This window comes from Paenibacillus sp. FW507-14B1B, assembly GCF_058781425.1.
Genome location: NZ_JBYSWS010000002.1, coordinates 1,091,766 through 1,112,712, shown reverse-complemented (window position 1 = coordinate 1,112,712; position 20,947 = coordinate 1,091,766). Strand labels below are relative to the sequence as shown.

Annotated in this window: 31 protein-coding genes and 1 pseudogene; 29 read left to right on the top strand and 3 right to left on the bottom strand. The window is 43.4% G+C overall.

The window, feature by feature from the left end; all coding sequences use genetic code 11:
* Position 1: 1 nt before the first annotated feature.
* From AC3WJJ_RS13720 to pdxR, 6 genes are all read left to right on the top strand, one after another.
* A complete protein-coding gene (locus AC3WJJ_RS13720; RefSeq protein WP_492541398.1) occupies positions 2-1,510 on the top strand; it encodes an anthranilate synthase component I family protein in 1,509 nt (502 codons plus the stop codon).
* Positions 1,491-2,090 carry an anthranilate synthase component II gene (locus AC3WJJ_RS13715; RefSeq protein ID WP_492541396.1) on the top strand — a complete coding sequence of 200 codons (600 nt, stop codon included), beginning with the start codon at positions 1,491-1,493 and terminating at the stop codon, positions 2,088-2,090. Before AC3WJJ_RS13720 ends, AC3WJJ_RS13715 begins: the two co-directional genes overlap by 20 nt.
* A 12-nt stretch (positions 2,091-2,102) precedes the next feature.
* Positions 2,103-2,408, top strand: coding sequence for a chorismate mutase (locus tag AC3WJJ_RS13710; protein ID WP_492541394.1), 306 nt, complete (start codon positions 2,103-2,105; stop codon positions 2,406-2,408).
* Positions 2,405-3,859, top strand: coding sequence for a UbiD family decarboxylase (locus AC3WJJ_RS13705; RefSeq protein ID WP_492541392.1), 1,455 nt, complete (start codon positions 2,405-2,407; stop codon positions 3,857-3,859). The genes AC3WJJ_RS13710 and AC3WJJ_RS13705 overlap by 4 nt, the downstream gene beginning before the upstream one ends.
* A gap of 9 nt (positions 3,860-3,868) precedes the next feature.
* A complete protein-coding gene (gene trpB, locus AC3WJJ_RS13700; protein WP_492541390.1) occupies positions 3,869-5,083 on the top strand; it encodes a tryptophan synthase subunit beta in 1,215 nt (404 codons plus the stop codon).
* 90 nt (positions 5,084-5,173) lie between these two features.
* On the top strand, positions 5,174-6,691 hold the full coding sequence (gene pdxR / locus AC3WJJ_RS13695) for a MocR-like pyridoxine biosynthesis transcription factor PdxR (RefSeq protein ID WP_492541388.1): 1,518 nt from the start codon (positions 5,174-5,176) through the stop codon (positions 6,689-6,691).
* A 131-nt stretch (positions 6,692-6,822) separates the two neighbouring features.
* Here pdxR and AC3WJJ_RS13690 read toward each other — a convergent pair.
* The 3 genes and pseudogenes from AC3WJJ_RS13690 to AC3WJJ_RS13680 form a co-directional block, all read right to left on the bottom strand.
* A pseudogene (locus tag AC3WJJ_RS13690) lies at positions 6,823-8,046 on the bottom strand (SpoVR family protein); the annotation flags it as partial.
* 26 nt (positions 8,047-8,072) lie between these two features.
* A complete protein-coding gene (locus tag AC3WJJ_RS13685) occupies positions 8,073-9,488 on the bottom strand; it encodes a recombinase family protein (RefSeq protein WP_492541386.1) in 1,416 nt (471 codons plus the stop codon).
* Positions 9,489-9,500: 12 nt separating this feature from the next.
* Positions 9,501-10,151 carry a LexA family protein gene (locus tag AC3WJJ_RS13680; protein ID WP_492541384.1) on the bottom strand — a complete coding sequence of 217 codons (651 nt, stop codon included), beginning with the start codon at positions 10,149-10,151 and terminating at the stop codon, positions 9,501-9,503.
* Between the two features lie 161 nt (positions 10,152-10,312).
* Here AC3WJJ_RS13680 and AC3WJJ_RS13675 point away from each other — a divergent pair, with 161 nt between their 5' ends.
* The 23 genes from AC3WJJ_RS13675 to AC3WJJ_RS13565 all read left to right on the top strand — a co-directional run bounded on the left by AC3WJJ_RS13675 (position 10,313) and on the right by AC3WJJ_RS13565 (position 20,947).
* Complete coding sequence (locus tag AC3WJJ_RS13675; protein ID WP_492541382.1) at positions 10,313-10,498, top strand: helix-turn-helix domain-containing protein; 186 nt, start codon at positions 10,313-10,315, stop codon at positions 10,496-10,498.
* A gap of 90 nt (positions 10,499-10,588) precedes the next feature.
* The gene (locus AC3WJJ_RS13670) at positions 10,589-10,732 is read left to right on the top strand and encodes a hypothetical protein (protein ID WP_492541381.1); all 144 of its coding nucleotides are present in this window, start codon (positions 10,589-10,591) and stop codon (positions 10,730-10,732) included.
* 42 nt (positions 10,733-10,774) lie between these two features.
* Positions 10,775-11,512 (top strand): Rha family transcriptional regulator, encoded by a 738-nt coding sequence (locus tag AC3WJJ_RS13665; RefSeq protein ID WP_492541379.1) that lies wholly within the window; start codon positions 10,775-10,777, stop codon positions 11,510-11,512.
* A 192-nt stretch (positions 11,513-11,704) separates the two neighbouring features.
* Positions 11,705-11,881, top strand: coding sequence for a hypothetical protein (locus AC3WJJ_RS13660; RefSeq protein WP_492541378.1), 177 nt, complete (start codon positions 11,705-11,707; stop codon positions 11,879-11,881).
* Positions 11,882-11,938: 57 nt separating this feature from the next.
* Positions 11,939-12,178, top strand: coding sequence for a hypothetical protein (locus tag AC3WJJ_RS13655; protein WP_492541376.1), 240 nt, complete (start codon positions 11,939-11,941; stop codon positions 12,176-12,178).
* Positions 12,179-12,234: 56 nt separating this feature from the next.
* Positions 12,235-12,426, top strand: coding sequence for a hypothetical protein (locus AC3WJJ_RS13650; protein WP_492541374.1), 192 nt, complete (start codon positions 12,235-12,237; stop codon positions 12,424-12,426).
* A 62-nt stretch (positions 12,427-12,488) separates the two neighbouring features.
* A complete protein-coding gene (locus AC3WJJ_RS13645; RefSeq protein ID WP_492541372.1) occupies positions 12,489-13,262 on the top strand; it encodes a recombinase RecT in 774 nt (257 codons plus the stop codon).
* Entirely contained in the window at positions 13,243-14,055 is an 813-nt protein-coding gene (locus AC3WJJ_RS13640) for a PD-(D/E)XK nuclease-like domain-containing protein (RefSeq protein ID WP_492541370.1), read from the top strand. Before AC3WJJ_RS13645 ends, AC3WJJ_RS13640 begins: the two co-directional genes overlap by 20 nt.
* An 11-nt stretch (positions 14,056-14,066) precedes the next feature.
* Positions 14,067-14,381, top strand: a complete 315-nt coding sequence (locus AC3WJJ_RS13635) for a single-stranded DNA-binding protein (protein WP_492541368.1) — start codon at positions 14,067-14,069, stop codon at positions 14,379-14,381.
* A gap of 72 nt (positions 14,382-14,453) precedes the next feature.
* Positions 14,454-14,819, top strand: a complete 366-nt coding sequence (locus AC3WJJ_RS13630; RefSeq protein ID WP_492541366.1) for a hypothetical protein — start codon at positions 14,454-14,456, stop codon at positions 14,817-14,819.
* A gap of 81 nt (positions 14,820-14,900) precedes the next feature.
* Positions 14,901-15,677 carry a DnaD domain-containing protein gene (locus AC3WJJ_RS13625; protein ID WP_492541364.1) on the top strand — a complete coding sequence of 259 codons (777 nt, stop codon included), beginning with the start codon at positions 14,901-14,903 and terminating at the stop codon, positions 15,675-15,677.
* The gene (locus AC3WJJ_RS13620; RefSeq protein WP_492541362.1) at positions 15,634-16,374 is read left to right on the top strand and encodes an ATP-binding protein; all 741 of its coding nucleotides are present in this window, start codon (positions 15,634-15,636) and stop codon (positions 16,372-16,374) included. The genes AC3WJJ_RS13625 and AC3WJJ_RS13620 overlap by 44 nt, the downstream gene beginning before the upstream one ends.
* A 7-nt stretch (positions 16,375-16,381) precedes the next feature.
* A complete protein-coding gene (locus AC3WJJ_RS13615) occupies positions 16,382-16,510 on the top strand; it encodes a hypothetical protein (RefSeq protein WP_492541360.1) in 129 nt (42 codons plus the stop codon).
* Positions 16,479-16,637, top strand: coding sequence for a hypothetical protein (locus AC3WJJ_RS13610; protein ID WP_492541358.1), 159 nt, complete (start codon positions 16,479-16,481; stop codon positions 16,635-16,637). The genes AC3WJJ_RS13615 and AC3WJJ_RS13610 overlap by 32 nt, the downstream gene beginning before the upstream one ends.
* Positions 16,604-16,846 (top strand): hypothetical protein, encoded by a 243-nt coding sequence (locus AC3WJJ_RS13605; protein ID WP_492541357.1) that lies wholly within the window; start codon positions 16,604-16,606, stop codon positions 16,844-16,846. The genes AC3WJJ_RS13610 and AC3WJJ_RS13605 overlap by 34 nt, the downstream gene beginning before the upstream one ends.
* A 20-nt stretch (positions 16,847-16,866) precedes the next feature.
* Positions 16,867-17,331 carry a Holliday junction resolvase RecU gene (locus AC3WJJ_RS13600; RefSeq protein WP_492541355.1) on the top strand — a complete coding sequence of 155 codons (465 nt, stop codon included), beginning with the start codon at positions 16,867-16,869 and terminating at the stop codon, positions 17,329-17,331.
* A 158-nt stretch (positions 17,332-17,489) separates the two neighbouring features.
* On the top strand, positions 17,490-17,810 hold the full coding sequence (locus AC3WJJ_RS13595; protein ID WP_492541353.1) for a hypothetical protein: 321 nt from the start codon (positions 17,490-17,492) through the stop codon (positions 17,808-17,810).
* Between the two features lie 2 nt (positions 17,811-17,812).
* A complete protein-coding gene (locus AC3WJJ_RS13590; RefSeq protein ID WP_492541351.1) occupies positions 17,813-18,481 on the top strand; it encodes a dUTP diphosphatase in 669 nt (222 codons plus the stop codon).
* Positions 18,482-19,001: 520 nt separating this feature from the next.
* Positions 19,002-19,283, top strand: a complete 282-nt coding sequence (locus tag AC3WJJ_RS13585; RefSeq protein WP_492541349.1) for a hypothetical protein — start codon at positions 19,002-19,004, stop codon at positions 19,281-19,283.
* Positions 19,284-19,305: 22 nt separating this feature from the next.
* Positions 19,306-19,806, top strand: a complete 501-nt coding sequence (locus tag AC3WJJ_RS13580; RefSeq protein ID WP_492541347.1) for a DNA N-6-adenine-methyltransferase — start codon at positions 19,306-19,308, stop codon at positions 19,804-19,806.
* Positions 19,807-19,837: 31 nt separating this feature from the next.
* A complete protein-coding gene (locus AC3WJJ_RS13575) occupies positions 19,838-20,029 on the top strand; it encodes a hypothetical protein (protein ID WP_492541345.1) in 192 nt (63 codons plus the stop codon).
* 121 nt (positions 20,030-20,150) lie between these two features.
* On the top strand, positions 20,151-20,465 hold the full coding sequence (locus AC3WJJ_RS13570) for a hypothetical protein (RefSeq protein WP_492541343.1): 315 nt from the start codon (positions 20,151-20,153) through the stop codon (positions 20,463-20,465).
* Positions 20,466-20,554: 89 nt separating this feature from the next.
* Positions 20,555-20,947, top strand: a complete 393-nt coding sequence (locus AC3WJJ_RS13565; protein WP_492541341.1) for a YopX family protein — start codon at positions 20,555-20,557, stop codon at positions 20,945-20,947.

Below are 20,947 nucleotides of genomic sequence, written 5' to 3'. Positions count from 1 at the left end.
CTTGCGTATTAGCGCTATTAAGGTAGTTACCGAAGTCCATAACCTAGTATTCCAAGATCCTTTAAAGGCTTATTTGTCACTTAAAGAGCAGTTCGGACAGCAGGAGGTCTATCTCCTCGAATCTTTGTCGGGTCCATCTAAAGATGCTCAAAGTACGATCATCGGATTCAGACCGTTGTTTTCCATCACAACGTTTGGAACCGAGGTTCGTCTGGAAGGAATGAAATCCATTGTTGACCAGGTACGGTTGGGGGCTATAAGAGAAGGACTACTTATGCAAAAGGGAAATGAATTGCATCTATATGAACGACATGGACTTTGGAATTTCTTTCGGTTTGTTCAATCGAGGTTCTCAGTATCTGTATCAGAGCCGGGAGAAGCCTTCAGCTTTGGATTTTTTGGATATTTGGGATACGATACGGCGTGGTCGGTCGAAAAGCTGCCTGAGCATATTCCGAATGATGGTAGAGTGCCCGATATCGTGTTATCCATCTATCAAGGGTTGGTGGAATATAATCTGATTGAACAAACGGCCAGATTAGTTCTGAATCAGTCAAATGAAGCGTGGGAGGATATCCATGCCGCGGATATTTACAGCATTCTAGATCAACAAACGTTGATCCGTGAGGACCAGCCAGTGGCAGATATTATCGATCCATTTGCAATCGAACATACAATTCAGCGAGAGGTTTACGAAGACAACGTCCAAAAGGCGCTATCATATATTTCTATGGGTGATATATATCAAGTACAGCTTGGTAATCAGATCAATATTCACAGCGATATTCAGCCTATGGATGTCTACTATCGTCTTAGAAAACGAAACCCATCTCCCTACATGTATATGGCTCCATTTGGAAGTATGACGTTGATTGGAGCAAGCCCTGAGTTGTTTGTGAAAATTCAGGGAGGGACTATTACAATGCGCCCTATAGCGGGTACATGCAGTAGGGGCGCAACCGAGGAAGAGAATAAACAACTTGTTGAGAAGTTAATGACAGACGAGAAGGAAGTAGCCGAGCACATCATGCTAGTGGATCTATGTCGGAATGATATTGGCCGAGTATGTCGTGAAGGAACGTTAACGGTGGAAGAGCTCATGGTGATCGAACGATATTCTCATGTAAACCATCTTGTATCAAGTGTGAGTGGAATCAAAGTACCTGGTAAGGACATGTATGATATTATCTCAGCTACATTTCCAGCAGGTACCATGACAGGAGCTCCAAAGGTGCGGGCGATGGAAATCATTGAAGAGCTGGAAACCACACGACGTGGTGCCTATGCAGGTGCTCTTGGATTTATTGATTTTAGTGGTTTTGTTAATATGGCGCTCTGCATTCGAACAGCAGTACATCACGAACCTAACCTGTATTCGATCCGTGCATCTGCGGGTGTGGTAGCTGATTCCAAGCCCGAGAATGAATGGAGAGAAACCTATCATAAGATGGGCGCCTTATTCTGGGCCGTAACCGGAAAGGAGATACTCGATGAAAGCCTTAGTTATTGATGCTTACGATAGTTTCGTCTATATTATCTGTCAGTATCTTATGAAAGCGGGTGTCCAGTTAGAGGTTGTTCGTAATGATCAATTTCAGTTTGATCAGATCGACCGATTGGATCCTGATTTTATCGTTCTTGGCCCTGGTCCTGGCCACCCTTCTGAAGCAAGGTATGCAGAGCTGATTCATCGATATGGCACAGAACTTCCGATTCTTGGTGTTTGTCTTGGACATCAGGCTATTGGCCTTGCATTTGGCGGAACCATTAAGCGAGCGGATCATTTGATGCATGGCAAGACGAGTCAAATTATTCACGATGGCAAAGGATGTTTTTCAGGGCTATATAATCCTTTTCGTGCAACACGCTACCATTCCTTAATTGTAAGTAAGGACAACTTCCCAGATTGTCTTGAAATTACTGCCGAGTCAGCAGATGACGGGTATATTATGGGGCTGCGGCATAGAGAATTCCCAATTGAATCCATACAATTTCATCCTGAAAGTGTATATACCGAAAGCGGATTGCAGTTAATTCAGAACTTTATAGCAAATTATGTGAGTGTTTCCCCAAAAATTCAGATGATATAGGAGGGTTTTTCTATGAATCAAGAGAATCTTACAATGCATCGCCAGGAAATCGATCGTATAGATCGTCAGATTGTTGCGCTCATTGCGGAAAGAACTAAAGTTGTGAAGCAAGTCATGGTACTGAAAACGGATGAGGAGTCTGTTCGTTCCTGTGATCGGGTACAGCAGGTCCTAGATAAGGTAGCTAAGCTGGCTGAGGAGAATGGATTGGAACCTGAGATTGCTGTTCCTACCTACCAGACGCTGATTACAGTCCTAACAGACATGCAGCTGGAATATCTCCGCAGCCGTCAAACGGCAGAAGGATCAGGCGTGTGAAAGCTTCATTAGAACACGATCGGAAGCTACCTGAGGTCCATTCGGTCTGTGATCTGAAGACAGCTCTGTTGTTTTTGAATCAGCATGGAGAAGGTCCTGAACCTATAGCGGCTCCTGTGGAAGCTCAGTATGAACTGGCCGCCCATTATGCGGTCCATGGAGGCGGGGTACCGATTGCCCCTCCTACAGGACCGGGATTACCCGTTCTTTATGAACGGGTAATCCCGATGAATCGACCTGTTCTTGCAGGGATGTTCGGAACCAGGAGGCGATGTGCTCTTCTACTAGGAGCGAATGAACAGCACATAGCTGATTATTTGCTCGGCGCGGTGGAGAGACCTGTGGAACCTGTGAGGTGCTCTCATCCTCCATGCCAGACGGTTGTGCATCAAGAAGTTGATTTATTTCAGCTGCCGATCCCGACGATGAGTCCTAAAGATGCAGGTCCTTTTATTACGCTTGGCCTAGTAATCGCTAGTCACCCGGTAACGGGTGAGAGTAATATATCGATCCATCGATTATGGGTTAAGAGTCACAATGAATTGACCATATGGATGGTTCCAGGCCGTCATCTTGAAGGATTTTATCGTGCCTCTAAAGAGTTAGGGAAGCCTCTGCCCATATCCATTAACATCGGTCTTGATCCAGCGGTGTATTTCGCTTCTTGCTGTACAGGAGCCATTGCTCCTGAGGGCTGTAATGAGTTGTCTATAGCCGGGGGATTACGTAATCGACCTGTTCAAATTTCCTCGTGTTTATCCGTCTCGGCAGATTGCTTGGCAGACGCGGAATATGTACTCGAAGGAGAAATCACGCATGATTACGCTCCGGAAGGAGAGTCCGGAGGGCATTCGCTACCGGAATTTTTAGGTTATGACGGAAAGGCACATCCCGGCTTACCTATTGTCAAAATTCACGGTATCACATCTTCCGAGACTCCTATCTTTCAGACAGTAATTGGTCCGGGCTACGAACAATCAAACTTGTTAGCCATAGGTATGGAAGCGGAAGTGCTTCGTTTTGTACGGGATCGGATAACACCCTTAATGACGAATGCTTATTGCAGCTCTGCAGGTGGCGGGCAGCTATTATTGTTCGCACAGTTCCATAAAATGAATGAGCAGGACGATACGATCGTCAGGCAGGCCGGCATCGAAATCATTCGTTCTTTTCGCATGATCAAACAGGTTGTTCTGGTGGATGAGGATGTGAATCTCTTCAGTGAGGAGGAGGTATGGTGGGCTATGGCTACCCGGTTTCAGGCTGACAAGGATGTGATGATCCTTACGGGCCTTTCAGGATTTCATCTTGATCCTTCGCAGCAGCCTGGGATGTCTCCTTCAATAAAGGAGCCGGGCATGACAGCCAAAGTTGTTTTTGATTGTACCGTGCCATTTCAACTTAAGAGTAATTTTGTTAGAGCTTCTTTTTCAAAACCACCAAAAAGATAGGGGAATCTTATGAGTATTATAAAAGTTACGGCAGACGGCGTATTTGGAGATCAAGAGGGGGAGCAATTTGGAGGGACGTATGTGCCTCAGGAACTCGAGCTGCCTCTACAAAAACTAAATGAAGCCTTTCAGCATTACAAAAATGATGAGGAGTTTGAACGCGAACTTCAGTATTACTTGAAAGAGTATGCGGGCAGACCCAATCCGCTCTATTATGCTGAGCGACTTACGAAGCAGCTAGGCGGAGCGAAAATTTATCTGAAGCGTGAGGATCTAAATCATACAGGCTCGCATAAAATTAATAACACCATTGGACAAGCCCTGCTGGCTAAGCGAATGAACGTTAAACGGATTATTGCTGAAACAGGTGCCGGACAGCATGGGGTTGCCACAGCTACCGTATGCGCATTGTTAAATATCCCTTGCACCATTTATATGGGAGAGGTTGATATTGAAAGACAAGCTTTGAATGTGTTCCGCATGCAGATGCTTGGAGCTGAGGTAGTAGCAGCGAAGTCAGGGAATCGTACGCTGAAGGAAGCTGTGGATGAAGCTTTAAATGATTTCTCCAAAAACTACGAGGATACCTTCTATCTGATCGGTTCGGTTGTAGGCCCGCATCCATTTCCACTTATGGTTCGACATTTCCAATCGATTATCGGAAGGGAAGCTAAGCAGCAGATTCTGGAGAAAGAAGGACGGCTCCCTGACTTGATTACAGCTTGTGTAGGCGGTGGGTCCAATGCGATGGGTCTCTTCTATCCGTTTGTAGATGATGCTGAGGTTGCCATTGTTGGGGTCGAGCCAGGCGGAAAAGGAATCGAGTCTGGAATTCATGCTGCTCCATTATCGACTGGTAAACCGGATATTATTCATGGGTTTAGATGTTATGTCATGGAAGAAGCAGATAACTGTCACTCCATTGCGGCAGGATTGGATTATCCCGGTGTTGGACCTGAGCATAGCTACTACAAATATATAGGCAGAGCTGATTATGTGACGGTTAATGATGAGGAAGCTTTGGATGCTTTTCTGAAGCTTTCCAAGACGGAAGGAATCATTCCTGCACTTGAGAGTTCTCATGCAGTTGCTCATGCTATGAAAGTCGCTCCTACCATGCAGAAGGACCAAATTATTATAGTAAGTCTTTCTGGCCGGGGCGATAAGGATGTAGCTCAGGTGTATGATATGTTGCAAGAACGTTCCAACTTACAACATGTGTGATGTAAAGACCACTTGAGATAACAAGCCTCCGACCATTCGTGTCGGAGGCTTACATCCATTATTATAGATATAAGTTGTGGGAGGGGGAGGATGCATCTGGCACACGAATTGTTGGTCCGAATCGATAGAGCAGTGGATACGTCTTTGACTAGACAGCTTTACGAGCAGATTGTGCAAGCCATTGAGGCAGGACGGTTGCGACCAGGAGACCCGATACCTTCAACAAGGTTCTTGGCAGAGCAGATTGATGTTTCTCGGAGTGTTGTTATTAAAGCTTATGAGCAGCTTCAGACCGAGGGGTACTTGGAAATGAAGAGAGGAGCGGGAACTTTTATTGCTTCTAATGCAGCCCCAATTGATGCAGAACCGATAGGTCATGATCCTAATCTGGACTATGAGATGATAGCCAATGTCCCAAATCTGACTTTGGTTACCAGTTCGCCACCGCTACCTGTCGGTCACGCACATGGAAGAGTAAACGTCCCTAATGATTTTCGGCATGGTGTTCCTGCTTGGGATATGTTCCCGATGGATCGCTGGCAGAGATGCTTGGTTGAGGCATGTCGAAGAGCTACACCTGCCACGCTATCTTATGGACCTGCTGAAGGATCTTATGCTCTGCGGGAGGAAATTGCGCGATTGGTGCGTTCAACCCGGTCCATTCCAGCGACGCCTGAACAAATAGTAATTACAACGGGTGCTACGCAAGCTCTGGATATTCTTGCCCGATTATGCGTAGGTGATGGCGCCCCAGTGCTGGTTGAGGATCCCACACATGACGTTCTTCGTGAGATATTCAGCTACTCAGGTGGTGAAGTGATCCCTGTACCGGTGGATGAGGAAGGAATTTGTGTGCAGGAGATTGCGAGGAGTATTAAGATGCACAGCAGTCACAGTGAAGTTGTTCCTAAAATGATCTATGTCACTCCTTCCCACCAATTTCCCGTGGGGGTCACGATGACCCTGAATCGCAGAATCGAGCTTTTAGATTGGGCTAGAAGGAACGGATCATTCATTATTGAGGATGATTATGATAGTGAGTATCGCTATGCTGGGCAAAAGGTGTCAGCCTTGGCAGGACTGGATACAAGCGGACGAGTAATATACGTTGGAAGCTTTAGCAAAACATTGTTTCCTGCTTTGCGAATCGGATATGTTATTCTCCCACCTTCCCTCATCGAGCCGTTTCTGTCGATAAAATGGATTACGGACCGGATGACACCTGTGCTGGAGCAAGAAGCGCTTACTGAATTTATACAATCCGGACAGTATGCCAAGCATATCAGTCAGATGGGAAAGCTGTATGCTTCACGCCGAGCATGTCTGGTTCAAGCTCTGCAAGATGAGTTTGGAGATGAGGTTCGGTATTTCGGTGACGAGGCAGGACTTCATCTTCTGATTGAACTGGATACGAATATAAATGCAGACGTCATTGCTCAGAAATCGCTTGAGTTCGGAGCAAAGATTTATCCGGCTTCTCGTTATTTCTTTCATACCGAACCTAATAAGGCGACGTTTATCTTAGGGTACTCTAACTTGTCAGAACATCAGATAAGAACGGGGATTCATCAAATGTCGTGTGCTGTTGCTGCTTTAACGAACACATAATGTGACCGAAGAAGAGGTTAGTTGATTATGAAGTGAGACTGCCCCCTCATAAGTTAGAAGATGTCTAACTTACGAGGGGGCAGTTTTAATTTAGAATATAAGAAGGACATTGAGGAACGTAATACAATCCTCTAAATAAAACGACGATGCAGCTTTTTACCGTCATAGGAGAACATGATAGGTTTGTTCTCAACTACGCTGTGCAGATGAACAGGTTTACCCCAGAGGTGATAGACGTAAGGAAGCGTGCGCTCCATATACTTCAAATCCAGCTCCATGCCTTCATATTGATGCTTAATCATTAACTCGCCGAATCGATGGTAATCTCCGTCCTGTACAACAAGATATGGCGATCCGCCGTTTACACGGGATACGACAAGTTGATCACGGATGTTCTCCCATGCTTTGTCGGTGATCTTCCATTCAGGCCCTTTTTTCTCAAAGACATACAGATCAAGATCGTTAACAAGATCTTTCGTCATGTAATTGCGTAAGAATGAGATGTCGGAGTCGTATTCGCGGACTTCGAACATTTTCTCCCGATTCCATCGGCGTTCAATATCTTCAAATATTTTCAGTCCTAGATAGTAAGGATTCAGACTGTGACGAGAAGGCTGCACGACGGATGCGTTAAGCTTAGCGAATTCAACGGTCTCTTCACTGGTGAGGTCCATCTCGCGTAAGATGCGCTGGTGCCAGTAGGAAGCCCAGCCTTCGTTCATGATCTTCGTCTCCATCTGAGGCCAGAAATATAGCATCTCCTCACGCAGCATACTCATAATGTCACGCTGCCAATCCTCCAAGATTTCAGAATGCTCCTGAATGAACCACATGATATCTTTCTCCGGAACAGGTGGAAAGGTTAGCTGATGCGGGCCTTCTTTTGCGGCTGGAGTTTCTTTGTTTATCTCAGTCTCCCACAGATCGTCGTATGGACCAATAAACTTGTGCCGTTTCGCATCGTCTTTCTGTCCTTGAATAATTCGTTCCGTATACCGCTGCTTATCGAGCTTTTCGGGTCTGAGAATCTGTGGATCTACGTGCTCCTGGATAGCCAATACGGCATCGATGAATTTCTCAACAGCATCTGTTCCATGTTCTAGTTCATAGCGACTTATTCGCTCAGCGGTAGCAGACATACTCTCGACCATATTACGATTAGAGACGGAGAAGCGGGCATTATTCTTGAAGAAGTCACAGTGCGCCAGAACGTGGGCAACAATAAGCTTGTTCTGTATGAGTGAATTTCCATCGAGCAAAAAGGCATAACAAGGGTTGGAGTTAATGACTAGTTCATATATTTTACTTAGGCCAAAATCATACTGCATCTTCATTTTATTAAAGGTTTTGGCGAAAAATCATTAGAATGAAAAACAGAGTATTAGAAATTCCATTCTATTACTGGATCTTCACCTTTGTGTAGTGTGATGCTTTTTATAAGTTTCCTAACAGCAGCTTTTTGTTCATCTTCACTTAAATAATCCCACGCTTTGCTAATCTGGTCCACCATCTGTTTTACATCTTGCTCCTTCGGCTTAGGTATGTCGGATGTTAATTCATCAATATCATTTTCAAAGGCATCTCTTTGCACTTCTAATTTTTTAATGCGATCGCTCACAGACGATGCTCTTATATCACCATTTTGAATAGCATCATATAAATTCTCTAGATTAGCGTTAATCTTTTTTAATTGCTCCTGTAGTTGTTCTAATGTTGTTTCATATTCGAATTCTACTTCTTTTTTCGACTCTAATATTTCAGTTATTTTCTTAGGGTTCAACTCGAAAGATTTTATCTGATCGATAATGAACTTTTCTACTTTTTCTCTCCTGATATAACCAAGGGTGCAATTGTTATCTCTATCTTTTTTCCGAACGTGTTGTTGTTTGCAAGCGTACAATTCGTATAAATATTCTTTGTTGTATCTTCGTGTAATCCGCTTTACGTGGACAATGTTACCGTTACAGACACCACACTTTAGCAAGCCAGTCAATAGATATTCGCCTAAAGGGGTAACTCCTTCTTTTCTTTTCAATGTTTCTAATTGTGCTTTGTCCCACGTCTCCTGATCTATGATTGCTTCGTGCAAGCCTGCGTTGACCTTACCAGCATTCATAAGGTTACCTGCATAAATGGGACGCGCTATCATGTCTCTTATGGTACTATGATCGATAGTTCTTTCGTTTGTTCTGTTTGCTGCCCACTCGGCTATCGACAAACGTGAATGACCTTGGAGAAACAGGTTGAAGATTTCTTTTACTATCCGAGCTTCCTCTGGGATTATTTCTAATCGTTTTGTATCTTTATTCCAACCATATCCAAAAGGAACTCTTCCCCCGTACCACTGACCTTGGCTCACTTTTTGCCTTCTGCCTACTGTTGTTCGTTCAATTATCATATCTCGATCTAACTGTGCGAATACAGCTAATACACCTAACATCGCTTTACCAAATGGAGTTGAAGTATCAAACGGCTCGGTGGCGGATTTGAATTTCACGTCATTCTTTTCGAATACATCCTCCAACAATTCCAATACATCTTTTTGTCGTCGGCTCAACCGATCTAATTTATAAACGACAACTGTATGCACTTTTCCTTCTTCTATATGTCTAATCATTCTTTTAAGCGCAGGACGCTCCATTTTAGTACCTGTATATCCGTCATCTATATAAAGTTTATAATCGTCCCATCCTTGCGATTTGCTAAATGCTATAAGTCTTTCTTTTTGAGCATCCAACGAAAACCCTTGTTCTGCTTGTTCATCTGTCGACACGCGAACATATAGAGCCGCTATCATGTTGAACCCTCCTTACATATTGATCACTATTTTTTTGAGCTTTCCAAGAATTTTAATAGTATCGAAATTTTCTTCTGTTCTAAAAACTGGTCCATATTGAGGGTTTTCGGATTGAAGGAGCATTATTCCATTGTTCTTAAATACTCTTTTCAAGAAAACTTTAGAACCAATGAGTACAGCCGCGATCTCACCTTCTTCAACATCTTCTTGTTTACGTATTAACAAGAGGTCTCCGTCATGAATTCGTGCATTAATCATGCTATCGCCTTCTGCGCGGACATAAAAATGTTCACCACCACGAACCCATGCACGAGGGGTATCTTCGTAACCATCTATTTCTTCAATTGCAGGGGTTCCAGATCCACAAGAAACACGACCCACAATTGGTATTTTGACTGTATCCAGTTCCTCAATATCTACGCCAAGGAATGACTCTGCACCTTCTATGAGTTGCGGTATATCTACATCCAGAGCTAAAGCGATATCTGTTAAACGATCCATGTCTACTTTTATTTCGCCGTTTTCATAACGTTGTACCGTTTTTTTGGTCAGGCCGATTCTTTCAGCTAAGTCATTCAGACTGAAATTTCTTATAGTGCGATATTTTTTTATGTTATTTCCTACTGCTAAATAGAATAATCTTGAATCTGGCTTGTTTGACACTTGATCGTCCGCCTTCCACTTAAAATATATACTCATTGAACCACAAAAAGACACGAAGTGCAACAAAAATGTTCATTCGTGTCTTTTTGTGGTTGACGAGGAAATGAGAGGATGATATATTGATAGTGTCTTTAAAAGACACGTTGAGGGGAGGTGATCTTATGCCGCTGACTATCAAGGCCGCTCGCGTCAACGCTGGTTTAACCAGAAAAGAAGTAGCAGAAAAACTCGACTTGTCAGTAAATGGATATGCCAAAAAAGAAAGTGGTAAATCTAAGTTTTATATTGACGAAGTTGTGGTATTGAGCGACCTTTTCAAAGTGGATATGAAATTTTTTTTGAAGTAACGTGTCTTTAAAAGACACGACAAGTCATGAGGAAATAAGGGTCGTCCACCATTCAACTGATCATATCAATAAAACAGGGGAGGGATTGCAATGCATATCAATCAGTTTTCACAAGAAACACAGGACTTTATACATCAACTTTGCGCAAATGCCATTCTTCGTGCCATTAAAAACGGTACATATAAAGAACCTGAACCTGTTTCAGTTGAAATTGAGCATGATGGCGACTCGTAAGAGTCGTTCGTGTGGACAAGCCCAATTGAAAGGGGCAATGAAATGAACCAATTGCAAATTAAAAACTACAACGGGCAGTTGCTTGTTGATAGTCGAGAAGTGGCTGACATGATCGGAAGACCACACAACGATTTAATTAAAAGCATTCGGAATTATTCGGATTACCTTACTAAGGGAGATTTTCCCCTCAGTGATTTCTTCTTAGAGAATTCTTATCTGGATAGTACTGGGAGAACCTTACCTTGCTACCTTATCACCCGCAAAGGTTGCGACATGGTAGCCAATAAGATGACCGGAGAAAAAGGAGTGTTGTTCACAGCAGCTTATGTAACCAAGTTCGAAGAAATGGAGAAGTCACAATCACTTGATCTAACCGGACTGAGCCCACAACTTCAACTCCTAATCCAAATGGAACAAGGTCTTAAGCAGATCGAACAACGCCAGCAACAGACTGAGAGTCAACTTACAACCATCAAAGAAACATTCCTACAGCGTGACGATAACTGGCGGCAGAAGATTACGGGATTGCTTAACGGAGCTGCTACACGGTTAGGCGGTCATCGAGAAGTGAGGACAGAGAGCTACAGGCTCTTGGAGGAACGAGCTCATTGCAAACTAAATACACGTTTAGCCAATTTGAAGGACAGGCTTGCCGAACAGGGAGCCACTAAAACCAAGATTAATGATGCTAACCGTTTAGACGTAATCGAATCGGATCCACGACTAAAAGAAATCTACACAACCATAGTCAAGGAATTGGCTATTGGAACTATAGCTTAGAAAGGAGAGGACAAGCCATGCCAACACCAAGCGAATCAATAAGAGCAGCATTTTACAACTGTATCGATCGTAAATGCACAAAAGATCAGTTACAGGGCTTTATAGATAGAGCGCGTATCCAGTGGACTGGTAACAAAGAGACGTTGAGAGTAATTGACGAATTGCAAAGCCAAATCTGAAAGGAGAATTAATATGAGTCCTGAACGCTCAAGACAACGCCATGCAATGTGGATACGGCTCAAAGAATTGCGATTCATGCAAAGTCGAAACTACCTGCTGCATGGTGCTGGTAGTGATTTGATTGACGGAGAGATAGCGTATCTTGAAGCAGAGCTGCGGAGAAAGGAAGGACAAGCATGTGGTTTATAGCATGGATACTGTTCAACATTCTGTTCGTGCTTCTTATGTACAGGAGGGGTGAGAGACGTGAGAAAATGCGCAGGATGCGACAACGAAGCTAAGTACATTGTCTACGATCAGCCGCATTGCCCAAGATGCTTTGAAGAAGCGATAGAGGATCAGGATTATGTTGAAGTGAGGTGGCTAAAAGATGAACCTTGGTTACCGGATCAAAGCAAGCGAAGAATACGCAGATATTCAAGCGTTGGCGTTAGTTGGTGGAAGAAGATCAGACGGGCCTTATCCAAAATTCATATTTTCAGATGAAGTACAGCGTGGGAGATATGACGAAATAAGAAGACGCATCAAGGGAGGCGAGTCACTTGAAAGCATTGGAGGAAGCTATCAGCAAGCTTGAGGAACTGCAGGAGTCCAGTAAAGGTTCGTTCGCAGGAGCTGGCGAGGAAATTATTTTCTTCTTTCGGCACGATCTACAGGGTGTGATTGATAACTTGAAGGATGTTCAGAATGGTCTGGAAACGAAAAATGACCACGGCTGCAACCGTGATCATTGAGTAGATGCTTTAACAAATTTAATTACGGACACAATAACACATTTTTTAGGAGGTTGTAAAGTATGTCCACTAATCAATTGAAGGTGATCCACAGCAACTTGGATCAATTGCTAGAGACTAAACGTGAGGCTATGCCCACGAATTTCAATAAAACGCGGTTTCTTCAAAACTGTATGACAGTGCTCCAGGACACAAAGGGAATCGAACAATGTGACGCTACCAGTGTAGCAAGAACCATGTTGAAAGGAGCTTTCCTTGGTTTGGACTTCTTCAATAAGGAATGCTACGCGATTATTTACGGCGGTAGCGTACAGTTTCAAACCGACTACAAAGGTGAGAAGAAGCTTGCCAAGCGCTACAGTGTACGCCCTGTTAAGGATATTTACGCAAAGCTAGTTAAAGAAGATGACGATTTCCGAGAAGAAATTAAAGACGGTGAACAGACGATCCAGTTTGCACCCAAGCCTTTTAACAACGGAGAAATCCTTGGTGCCTTTGCTGTGGTCCTTTACGAAGATGGCGGCATGGCTTATGAGGTAATGTCCACGGAAGATATCGAAGCCACACGTAAGAACTATTCGAAACAAGCGAATGGACAAGCTTGGACGAAAAGCAAAGGCGAAATGTATAAGAAAACTGTTCTTCGCCGCCTATGCAAGAACATTGAATTGAACTTTGACACGATTGAACAGGCTAGAACGTTTGAAGATGCCAGCGACTTTGATATGAGCAAAGAGCAGAAGCCAGCTCAACAAAGTCCGCTTAACCCTATGATCATTGATGCTGAGTATGAGGAAGTAGAAGAGGAAACAGCCAATGGAACTGAACAAGAGTAATTATTACGGTCCCGAAGCAAGTCGCCATTATATGTCTGTGAGCCAGTTCAAGAGCTTCTTACCTGCCTTTGGTGGGTGTGAAGCTCAGGCCATGGCATCGATCAATGGAGAGTTCCAGCCATATGCAATTGATGCGTTCAAGGAAGGTCATTATGTCCACGCTTGGAATGAAGGGACATTGGAAGAGTTCAAGGCTGAGAACCCGGACATTATCAGCAGTAAAGGACCGACTAAAGGACAATTAAAAGCCAGCTTTAAGCACTGTGAGAAGATGATTCGAGTCTTAGAGTCTGACCCATTGGTAATGAAAGCATTGGCTGGACAGAAGGAAGTAATTCTCACAACTGAGCTATTCGGTATTCCTTGGAAAGCCATGTTGGATAGCTATAACCCTGATGTTGGTATCTTTGCAGATATCAAAACGATGAAAGAGATGGACGGCAAGTGGTGGAATAAGGATGCTCAAGCGTATGAGAACTTTCTGGACCACTATGGATATACGGTTCAAATGGCTGTCTACGCGGAGATCGAACGCAAGTCCACAGGTCGGAGCCAATGGCTGCTACCTCACATGGTAGTTGTGACTAAACAAGATCCACCGGATCATGAAATTATCTATTTTGATTATGAAATCATTGAGCATAGCTTGCAGATTGTTGCCAATAACATTGAACGAGTCAAGGCGGTAAAGTACCGAGGGGCTGAACCGGTTCGTTGTGAAAAATGCGAGTACTGCCGACTGACCAAGAAGATAAAGAGTATCAAACACTTTAGCGAATTGAGCTTGTACTAGGAGGAAACCAAATGAACGTATTTTCAATTATCGGAAATCTAACCAAAGATCCAGAGCTTAAGTATAGTGGTGGTGGTAAGGCTTACACCAAATTTACAGTTGCTGTACCAAGAAGTTTCGACCGGAATGAGACTGACTTTTTCAACTGCACCGCTTTTGGGAAGCAAGCTGAGAATGTAGCTGAGTATTGCAAGAAGGGATCCAAAGTCGGTGTGTCGGGCCAAGTGAACATCGACCGCAACGATGACAAATATTACACAAATGTATTGGCAGATTCAGTGGAGTTTTTGACACCTAGAAACAATCAGTCAAACAACGCACCTTAAGATGTATTTGAAGGTGAAGGGGAAACGTTGAGTTATGACCCGAATGCACTCCCATTTTAGGAGGCAATCCATATGACGACCTTTGAACTTCTGCCTTGTCATAAGCCAAGCAAGAAGACGAAACGCAATAAAGACAAAACCTCAAAAGAAGATGTCCGGGCGGCTGTAAAGGATCGGGATGGTAACTGGTGCTTGCTGAGTGGTAAGCCGGGTCCCGGACTACATCTGCACCGTGTGGTATATGGCGGCATGGGTGGCGGTAACGGAAAGTATGAGGAATGGAATTGTGTTCTTCTCAGTACAGAGATGCACCAGCTAGTACATTCCAACAAGAAACGTTGGATGAACCGGCTGCTGGAATACCTTGAAGCTAAAAAGGGAGATAACGTCGAAGCTCAAAAGATACAAAAAGCATTGATCGAACTAGCAAAACAATAAGCAGGTGGTGAAATGTCCGGGAAAGGTTGGATTAAGCTTCACCGGAAAATACGGGACAGCTCAATATTTAATGATCACCAGTTGTTTCGGTTATGGATGATATGCCTAACCGAAGCAACACATAAAGAACGAGATCAAATCATAGGCAAACAAACGGTTCATTTGATGCCTGGTGAGTTTGTAACTGGTCGATTTGATATTAAGGAATTGTACAATCAAGGCCTTAAACCAAAGGAGAAAGTGACCGGAGATAAAACGGTTTTTAGGTGGCTAGAAACATTGGAAAGTGGTGGTTTTCTGACCATCAAAAAGACCAACAAATTTAGTGTTGTAAGTATTGACAACTGGGACATTTATCAAGGTGCAGAGGTCAAAGATGACCATCAGATTGACCAACAAATGACCAACAAAAGACCATCAAATGACCAACAAATGACCACAAACAAGAATGTAAAGAATGATGAGAATGAAGAAGAAGTATTAAATGATGATGATAAAGCATTCGCTCAAGTGGTCGATTTTTACCAAAGGAACATTGGGACAATGCCACCTTCACAATATGAGTACGTGAAAGACTGGTTGAACACTTTTGATTCAGAGGTCCTTAACCTTGCAATTCGAAGAGCCATAGACAACGGAGTTCCTAAGTGGAGCTATGTTAATCAGACTTTAAACGAGTGGCAAAGGCACGGAGCCAAATCAATAGAGGATTGCAAAACCCAAATAGTCGAGTTTGATAGACGGAAAGGGGAGCAATATGGAAAGTATCAAGAAAGCCATGGAAGGGTTAGATCTGGACAAGCTTCGCGAGAGAGTGAGTACGCTTTCCTCGATAAGCAAAACAGAACGGGAAGCTGAAGACCTAGCGAAATATCGTTGTCAGAAGTGCAAGGATGCCGAGTGGATCATCCTGAAAAATGAAGAAGGTCATGAGTACGCCGTACCGTGTGAGTGCCGAAAGGAAAGAAGTGCTGAGCGTTTAATGAGGTCTAGCAAGATAACGGAAGAGTTCCAAAAGAAGACATTTGGGAACTTCAACCTAGAAGGTAGACCGTTGATTGTAGCTGAGGCGAAACAGGCGGCTTGGAATTACGTCCTGAACTTCGAAGGGATCAAATATACCAGATACAACAGCGCGGCTCTCCTAGGGCGTCCGGGGTGCGGCAAAACACACTTGCTCATGGCGATATCAAACAACCTTCTAAGTAAGGGAGTAGGCGTTGTCTACTTCCCTTGGGTTGAAGGGTTCAACGAGATCAAAGATAACTTCGATTTGATGGATGAACGGATCCGGCAGCTACAACGTGCAGAACTACTTTACATTGACGACATGTTTAAAGGCCGCCGGGAACCAACGGATTTTCAACTGGAACAATTATTCGCAATCATCAACTTTAGATATTTAGAGAACAAACCATTATTAATCAGCTCGGAAAAAACGATCGGACAGATTTGTGAATATGACGAAGGCATTGGCAGTCGGATCAACGAAATGTGCCGGGATTACAAAGTAACACTAACGGGCGGCATTGAATTGAACTATCGGCTGCAGTAGGAGGATTATGAAACAAATTGATGACTACAACCTAATAGACGAAGACTTTGAAGAATTTATGCGCCGGGGCAGGGAGAGCTTCGGGATAAAGGAGGAAACTCAACATGAAAGCGATGGAGAACAAGCAAGACATTGAACTTATAGATATCGTCATGAATTGCGGATTGGACTTTGATTGCCGAGTACATGCAGCCAAGGAAGTCATCAAACGATTGGGAGTGAATACACCATGGGACGTAAACCGAAAAATCATGAACCAGTGATGGACAGTATTTTCGAATCTCTGGAGTATCTCATATTCGAACACCTCAAGAGTGCAGATAGCATGATAGCTAAGATTTCAGAAGAAGCCGCAGTATTCAGTGTTCCAGCAGCCTATAGAGAGGAATACATCCGAACTAAATTGGTGGACATGATCGATCAAATAGCAGAGCAACGGGAATCGATGAAACCGAAAAGGGTGATAGCGTGAATACCTTTGCTAACAGGGGAATGAAATTCGAAGAGCTTGTAATTTATGCCTGTGAACAGTACGAACGGAAGGGGATTGCAAGTATCAAGAAGGTTTCAACCCCATGGAAAGTGATCCGGAAAGGAAAGAAAATTGTTAATGCATTTCCGGAAGGACCAAGCACAGTCGATTTTATGGGTGACTGGAATGGAAGGTCTATCTGCTTTGAAGCTAAAAGCACTAAAAAGCTCACTAGCTTCCCACTCAGTAACTTTGAAGAACATCAAATAGAATTTATACGCCGCTGGCAAGGGATAGGATTTGCCCTTATACATTTTGAATCATTCGATGAAACATATCTGATAACCAAACATGATTTATTAGGTTGGTGGGACGATCAGTATAACCAAGGAAGGAAGAGTATTCCTTATGTCTGGTTTCAAGAAAACGCAGAGTTGATCAAGTCAGGAGCATATCAATTAGATTATTTGTCAGCTGTTAATTAGGACGGAAAAACAGCTGACAAGGGCCTCTTATTACCCTTTAACCAAACACCAGTTTCTATAAATACAAATAATGGGCGGTGATCAGTGTGAACAGAGACGAAAAACGAGCGTTCCAGCAGCGCATGAAAAAAGCCTCTACAGGAGCGTTTTGGGCTGAAATGAACCAAATACACACCAGAGCTTATGCAAAGGCTGTAGACCACTACAGAGAAGCTATGGAAATTGTTTTGCAACCGAAGCAACGGAACGCAGTTATTGAAAAAGCCGAAGAGATTCGCGAATCGTGGGACGGAATCAAAATGATAACTGTAGATGACACCGATGACGCACAGTTAAAGACATCCACAGAGCTAATACACGGCTTATCTAAGGGTGAGATAGAGATTTATAACACAACAGAACCATCGATAGTTTGGATTGGCGGTAGGGCATTTGTAGTGCGTCAGGCAACGAAACAAGAAATCAAGGAGGCCAAATAAATATGAACCTTATAAAGCTATTTGAAATGCAACGTGAACTGGATGAACGGATCATAAAGGAGAAAGGTCTGGAAGGACAAGACTTGTTGCCGCAAAAGGTACTGGCTCTACAAGTGGAGCTCGGGGAATGTGCCAATGAATGGCGAGGGTTCAAGTTTTGGAGTAAGAATCAACAACCAAATACAACAGTCGAAGTATTGTGTTCAACTTGTGATGGAACCGGAGATATGAATCATGAAGCAAATATGCTGTTTTTGATGGAAGGTCATACGGGATTGGATTTTGATCCTTGTACTGATTGCAACGCCACTGGAAAGCTTGGTTACGAAAACCCACTCCTAGAAGAATACATTGACTGCCTACACTTCATATTGTCGATTGGGAATGAAATTGGATATGAATTCGAAGAAGATGCTAGATATTTACACGAACACAATATACGAGCTTTTCAGTCAACGCATGGATTGATAGAAAAATTCAACGAAGTATTCATGGCAATTTACGAATTTGCAACTGGAAACGATGACTTAGAGCCATATGAGTTATACGAAGATGTCGGGATTCACTTTTTGTCGCTCGGATTACAACTTGGATTCACTTGGGAACAAATCGAAGCAGCATACATGGCAAAGAATGCGGTCAATCATGATCGGCAGAGTACCGGATATTAAAAAGAGAAGGTTAACTCATTCTTTCTAACCTCCAAAACCAAAAGAATTTCACAAAAGAAAAAGCCACTTCTAGGCTGCGGCCCGATGTGGCCAAATCAACTATCAATTCTGCAATTATCTGTTTGTGAACCATTACTGTAACGAACCATGAATATGCGTTTTTCATAAAATCAACCCCTACTGTTTATTGAGGAAGAACTACTTCCTAGCAATAAATGATAGATTCCAGCTGATTAGGAAGTGCTTCCAATAAACAAAGTGAGTCGTAGTAATTAAATTCCAATCAAACAGCTTAACCCCCATCCCATATAAGGAGAGATAACAAATGAAGAAAAGAAAAAAACACAGGATAATTCAACGCATCACGGGTATTCATAGGATTCATCACATTTGGTACTCATACGGTTACAAACTACCTTTGATCAATCTGGCCTACTTTCAGAAGCACGGATTCAAATGGATCGATAAAGAAAAATACCACGATTGCACACTAACGGGCGTGTATTAAGGAGAGATAACAATGAGCGAACAGAACAAGATAGACGAGATAAAAGCTGAATACCAAATGGCAGAAGAATTGTTCAAGAGACAGCCTCAAATGAGGGATAAGTTCGACCAAGTACATGACTGGATCGGTTACCTACTGGCAGAGATCGAACGCAAGGATGAAGCGCTGAGGTTCTATGCGGATGAAGACATCTATGTAGCTGAGAATGAGGTTTTTGATGACGGATATAAGCAAGCCTTCTGGTCCATGAAAGTGGTAGAAGATCGCGGAGAACAAGCTAGGGAAGCCCTATAAACCCAAGGAGGGATAAGACGGAATGAGCACTAGAGTATCAGGCATGGGAGGTCACCAATCTGCACGTATGCAAAAGGATGAATGGTTGACTCCACCGGAGATCGTTAGCAAACTTGGACCGTTTGACTTAGACCCATGCTCTCCGATAGTTCGTCCATGGGATACGGCGAAAAGGCACTTAACTGTTATGGATGACGGCTTAAAGGCTGAATGGAATGGTCGGGTGTGGCTAAACCCGCCTTATGGAAGGGAAGCTGCTGAATGGCTTCATAAATTAAGTGAACACGGGAACGGAATCGCACTAATATTTGCACGGACTGAAACGGAAATGTTCTTTAATCATGTGTGGACTAGGGCTGATGCGCTGTTGTTTCTCAAAGGTAGATTGCATTTTCATCATGTGGACGGTAAAAGGGCGAACGCGAACGCAGGGGCCCCATCAGTATTGATAGCATACGGGTCTCATAACGTTAAAACTTTGGAAAACGTGAGTCATTGGGGCATGTTTGTGAGACTTAAATGAACCTATCTAACTCAAGGGAGGAAGCGATCGAATGAAACCACACCGACAAATCAGAACCAGCCGCGTGAGCTCAGAAACAGGTGTTGCGGTGGCGATTACTGAAGAATATGAACCTGGTCGCTTTGAAAAATGTGTAACTGAAATGGAGCGACTACTGCAGCCCTTTGCTCCTAATGAACGGAAAAGCATTGTGGCGAATCTTGCAAAAAGAATGATCGGTTAACCCCAAGGGAGGGCAACCTCCCACATATAAACCCTACACAACCTTATACGGCTACCGGCTTCGCCTAAGTATTTCGGTCGGGACGATGGCGGCATGCCGCAAAACCAAAGGAGGAAATACGATGCATTTAATGGAGTTTACAGACGGTTCATCAGTGACTGAGCTTGTCGGTAAGAAAAGCGCCTTTAAAGATGCAACTGATTTTCTGAAACAGTGCAGGGGCGAATTTGATTATAGATTCGAGGAAATTGACTTCGAGATTACAGCAGATGATGTTCATGACGGAATCCATTGTAGGTACTACCCTAGAATGCCAGAAGATTGTTCACACCTTGGTCTGGAAAGTGGATATACGTATTGCAACAAACAGCGAGGATCATTCGAAGTGTACGTTTTACCTTGGCAAGAACTCAAAAAAGAACGATCGTTTGCTTAAGGCCGAAGGGCATCAATCGACTGAATAATCCGAGCGTAGCGTGGGCCGTATAAGCCCTTATCCATCCCTTTAGAGAGGAGGAAGAGAAGATGAAACGTGAAATCAAATTCAGAACATGGGACAACGTGAAAAACGAAATGTACTACGTTGGCGAAGAAACGAATATTTGCTTCGAATTCAACAGCTCGGGGATTGTAGCAACGGACATTTCAGAGTCGGAGGCAGAATTCAAAACGCTGGACCACTTGATCTACATGCAATACACCGGCCTGACCGATCGTAAAGGCGCTGAGATATATGAAGGGGATATAGTTAGAGGCGCTACTGATATTTTCAACCAGTTTTCAGGCAAAGTTGTTTACGCTGGTGCTGGATATGTTGTAGATGGAATCGGAAAATACGCAAAGATTCGCGAAGAATTGCTTTCATCATATGAGGTTATCGGATCAGTATACGACAATCCCGATCTATTGGAGGGGTAG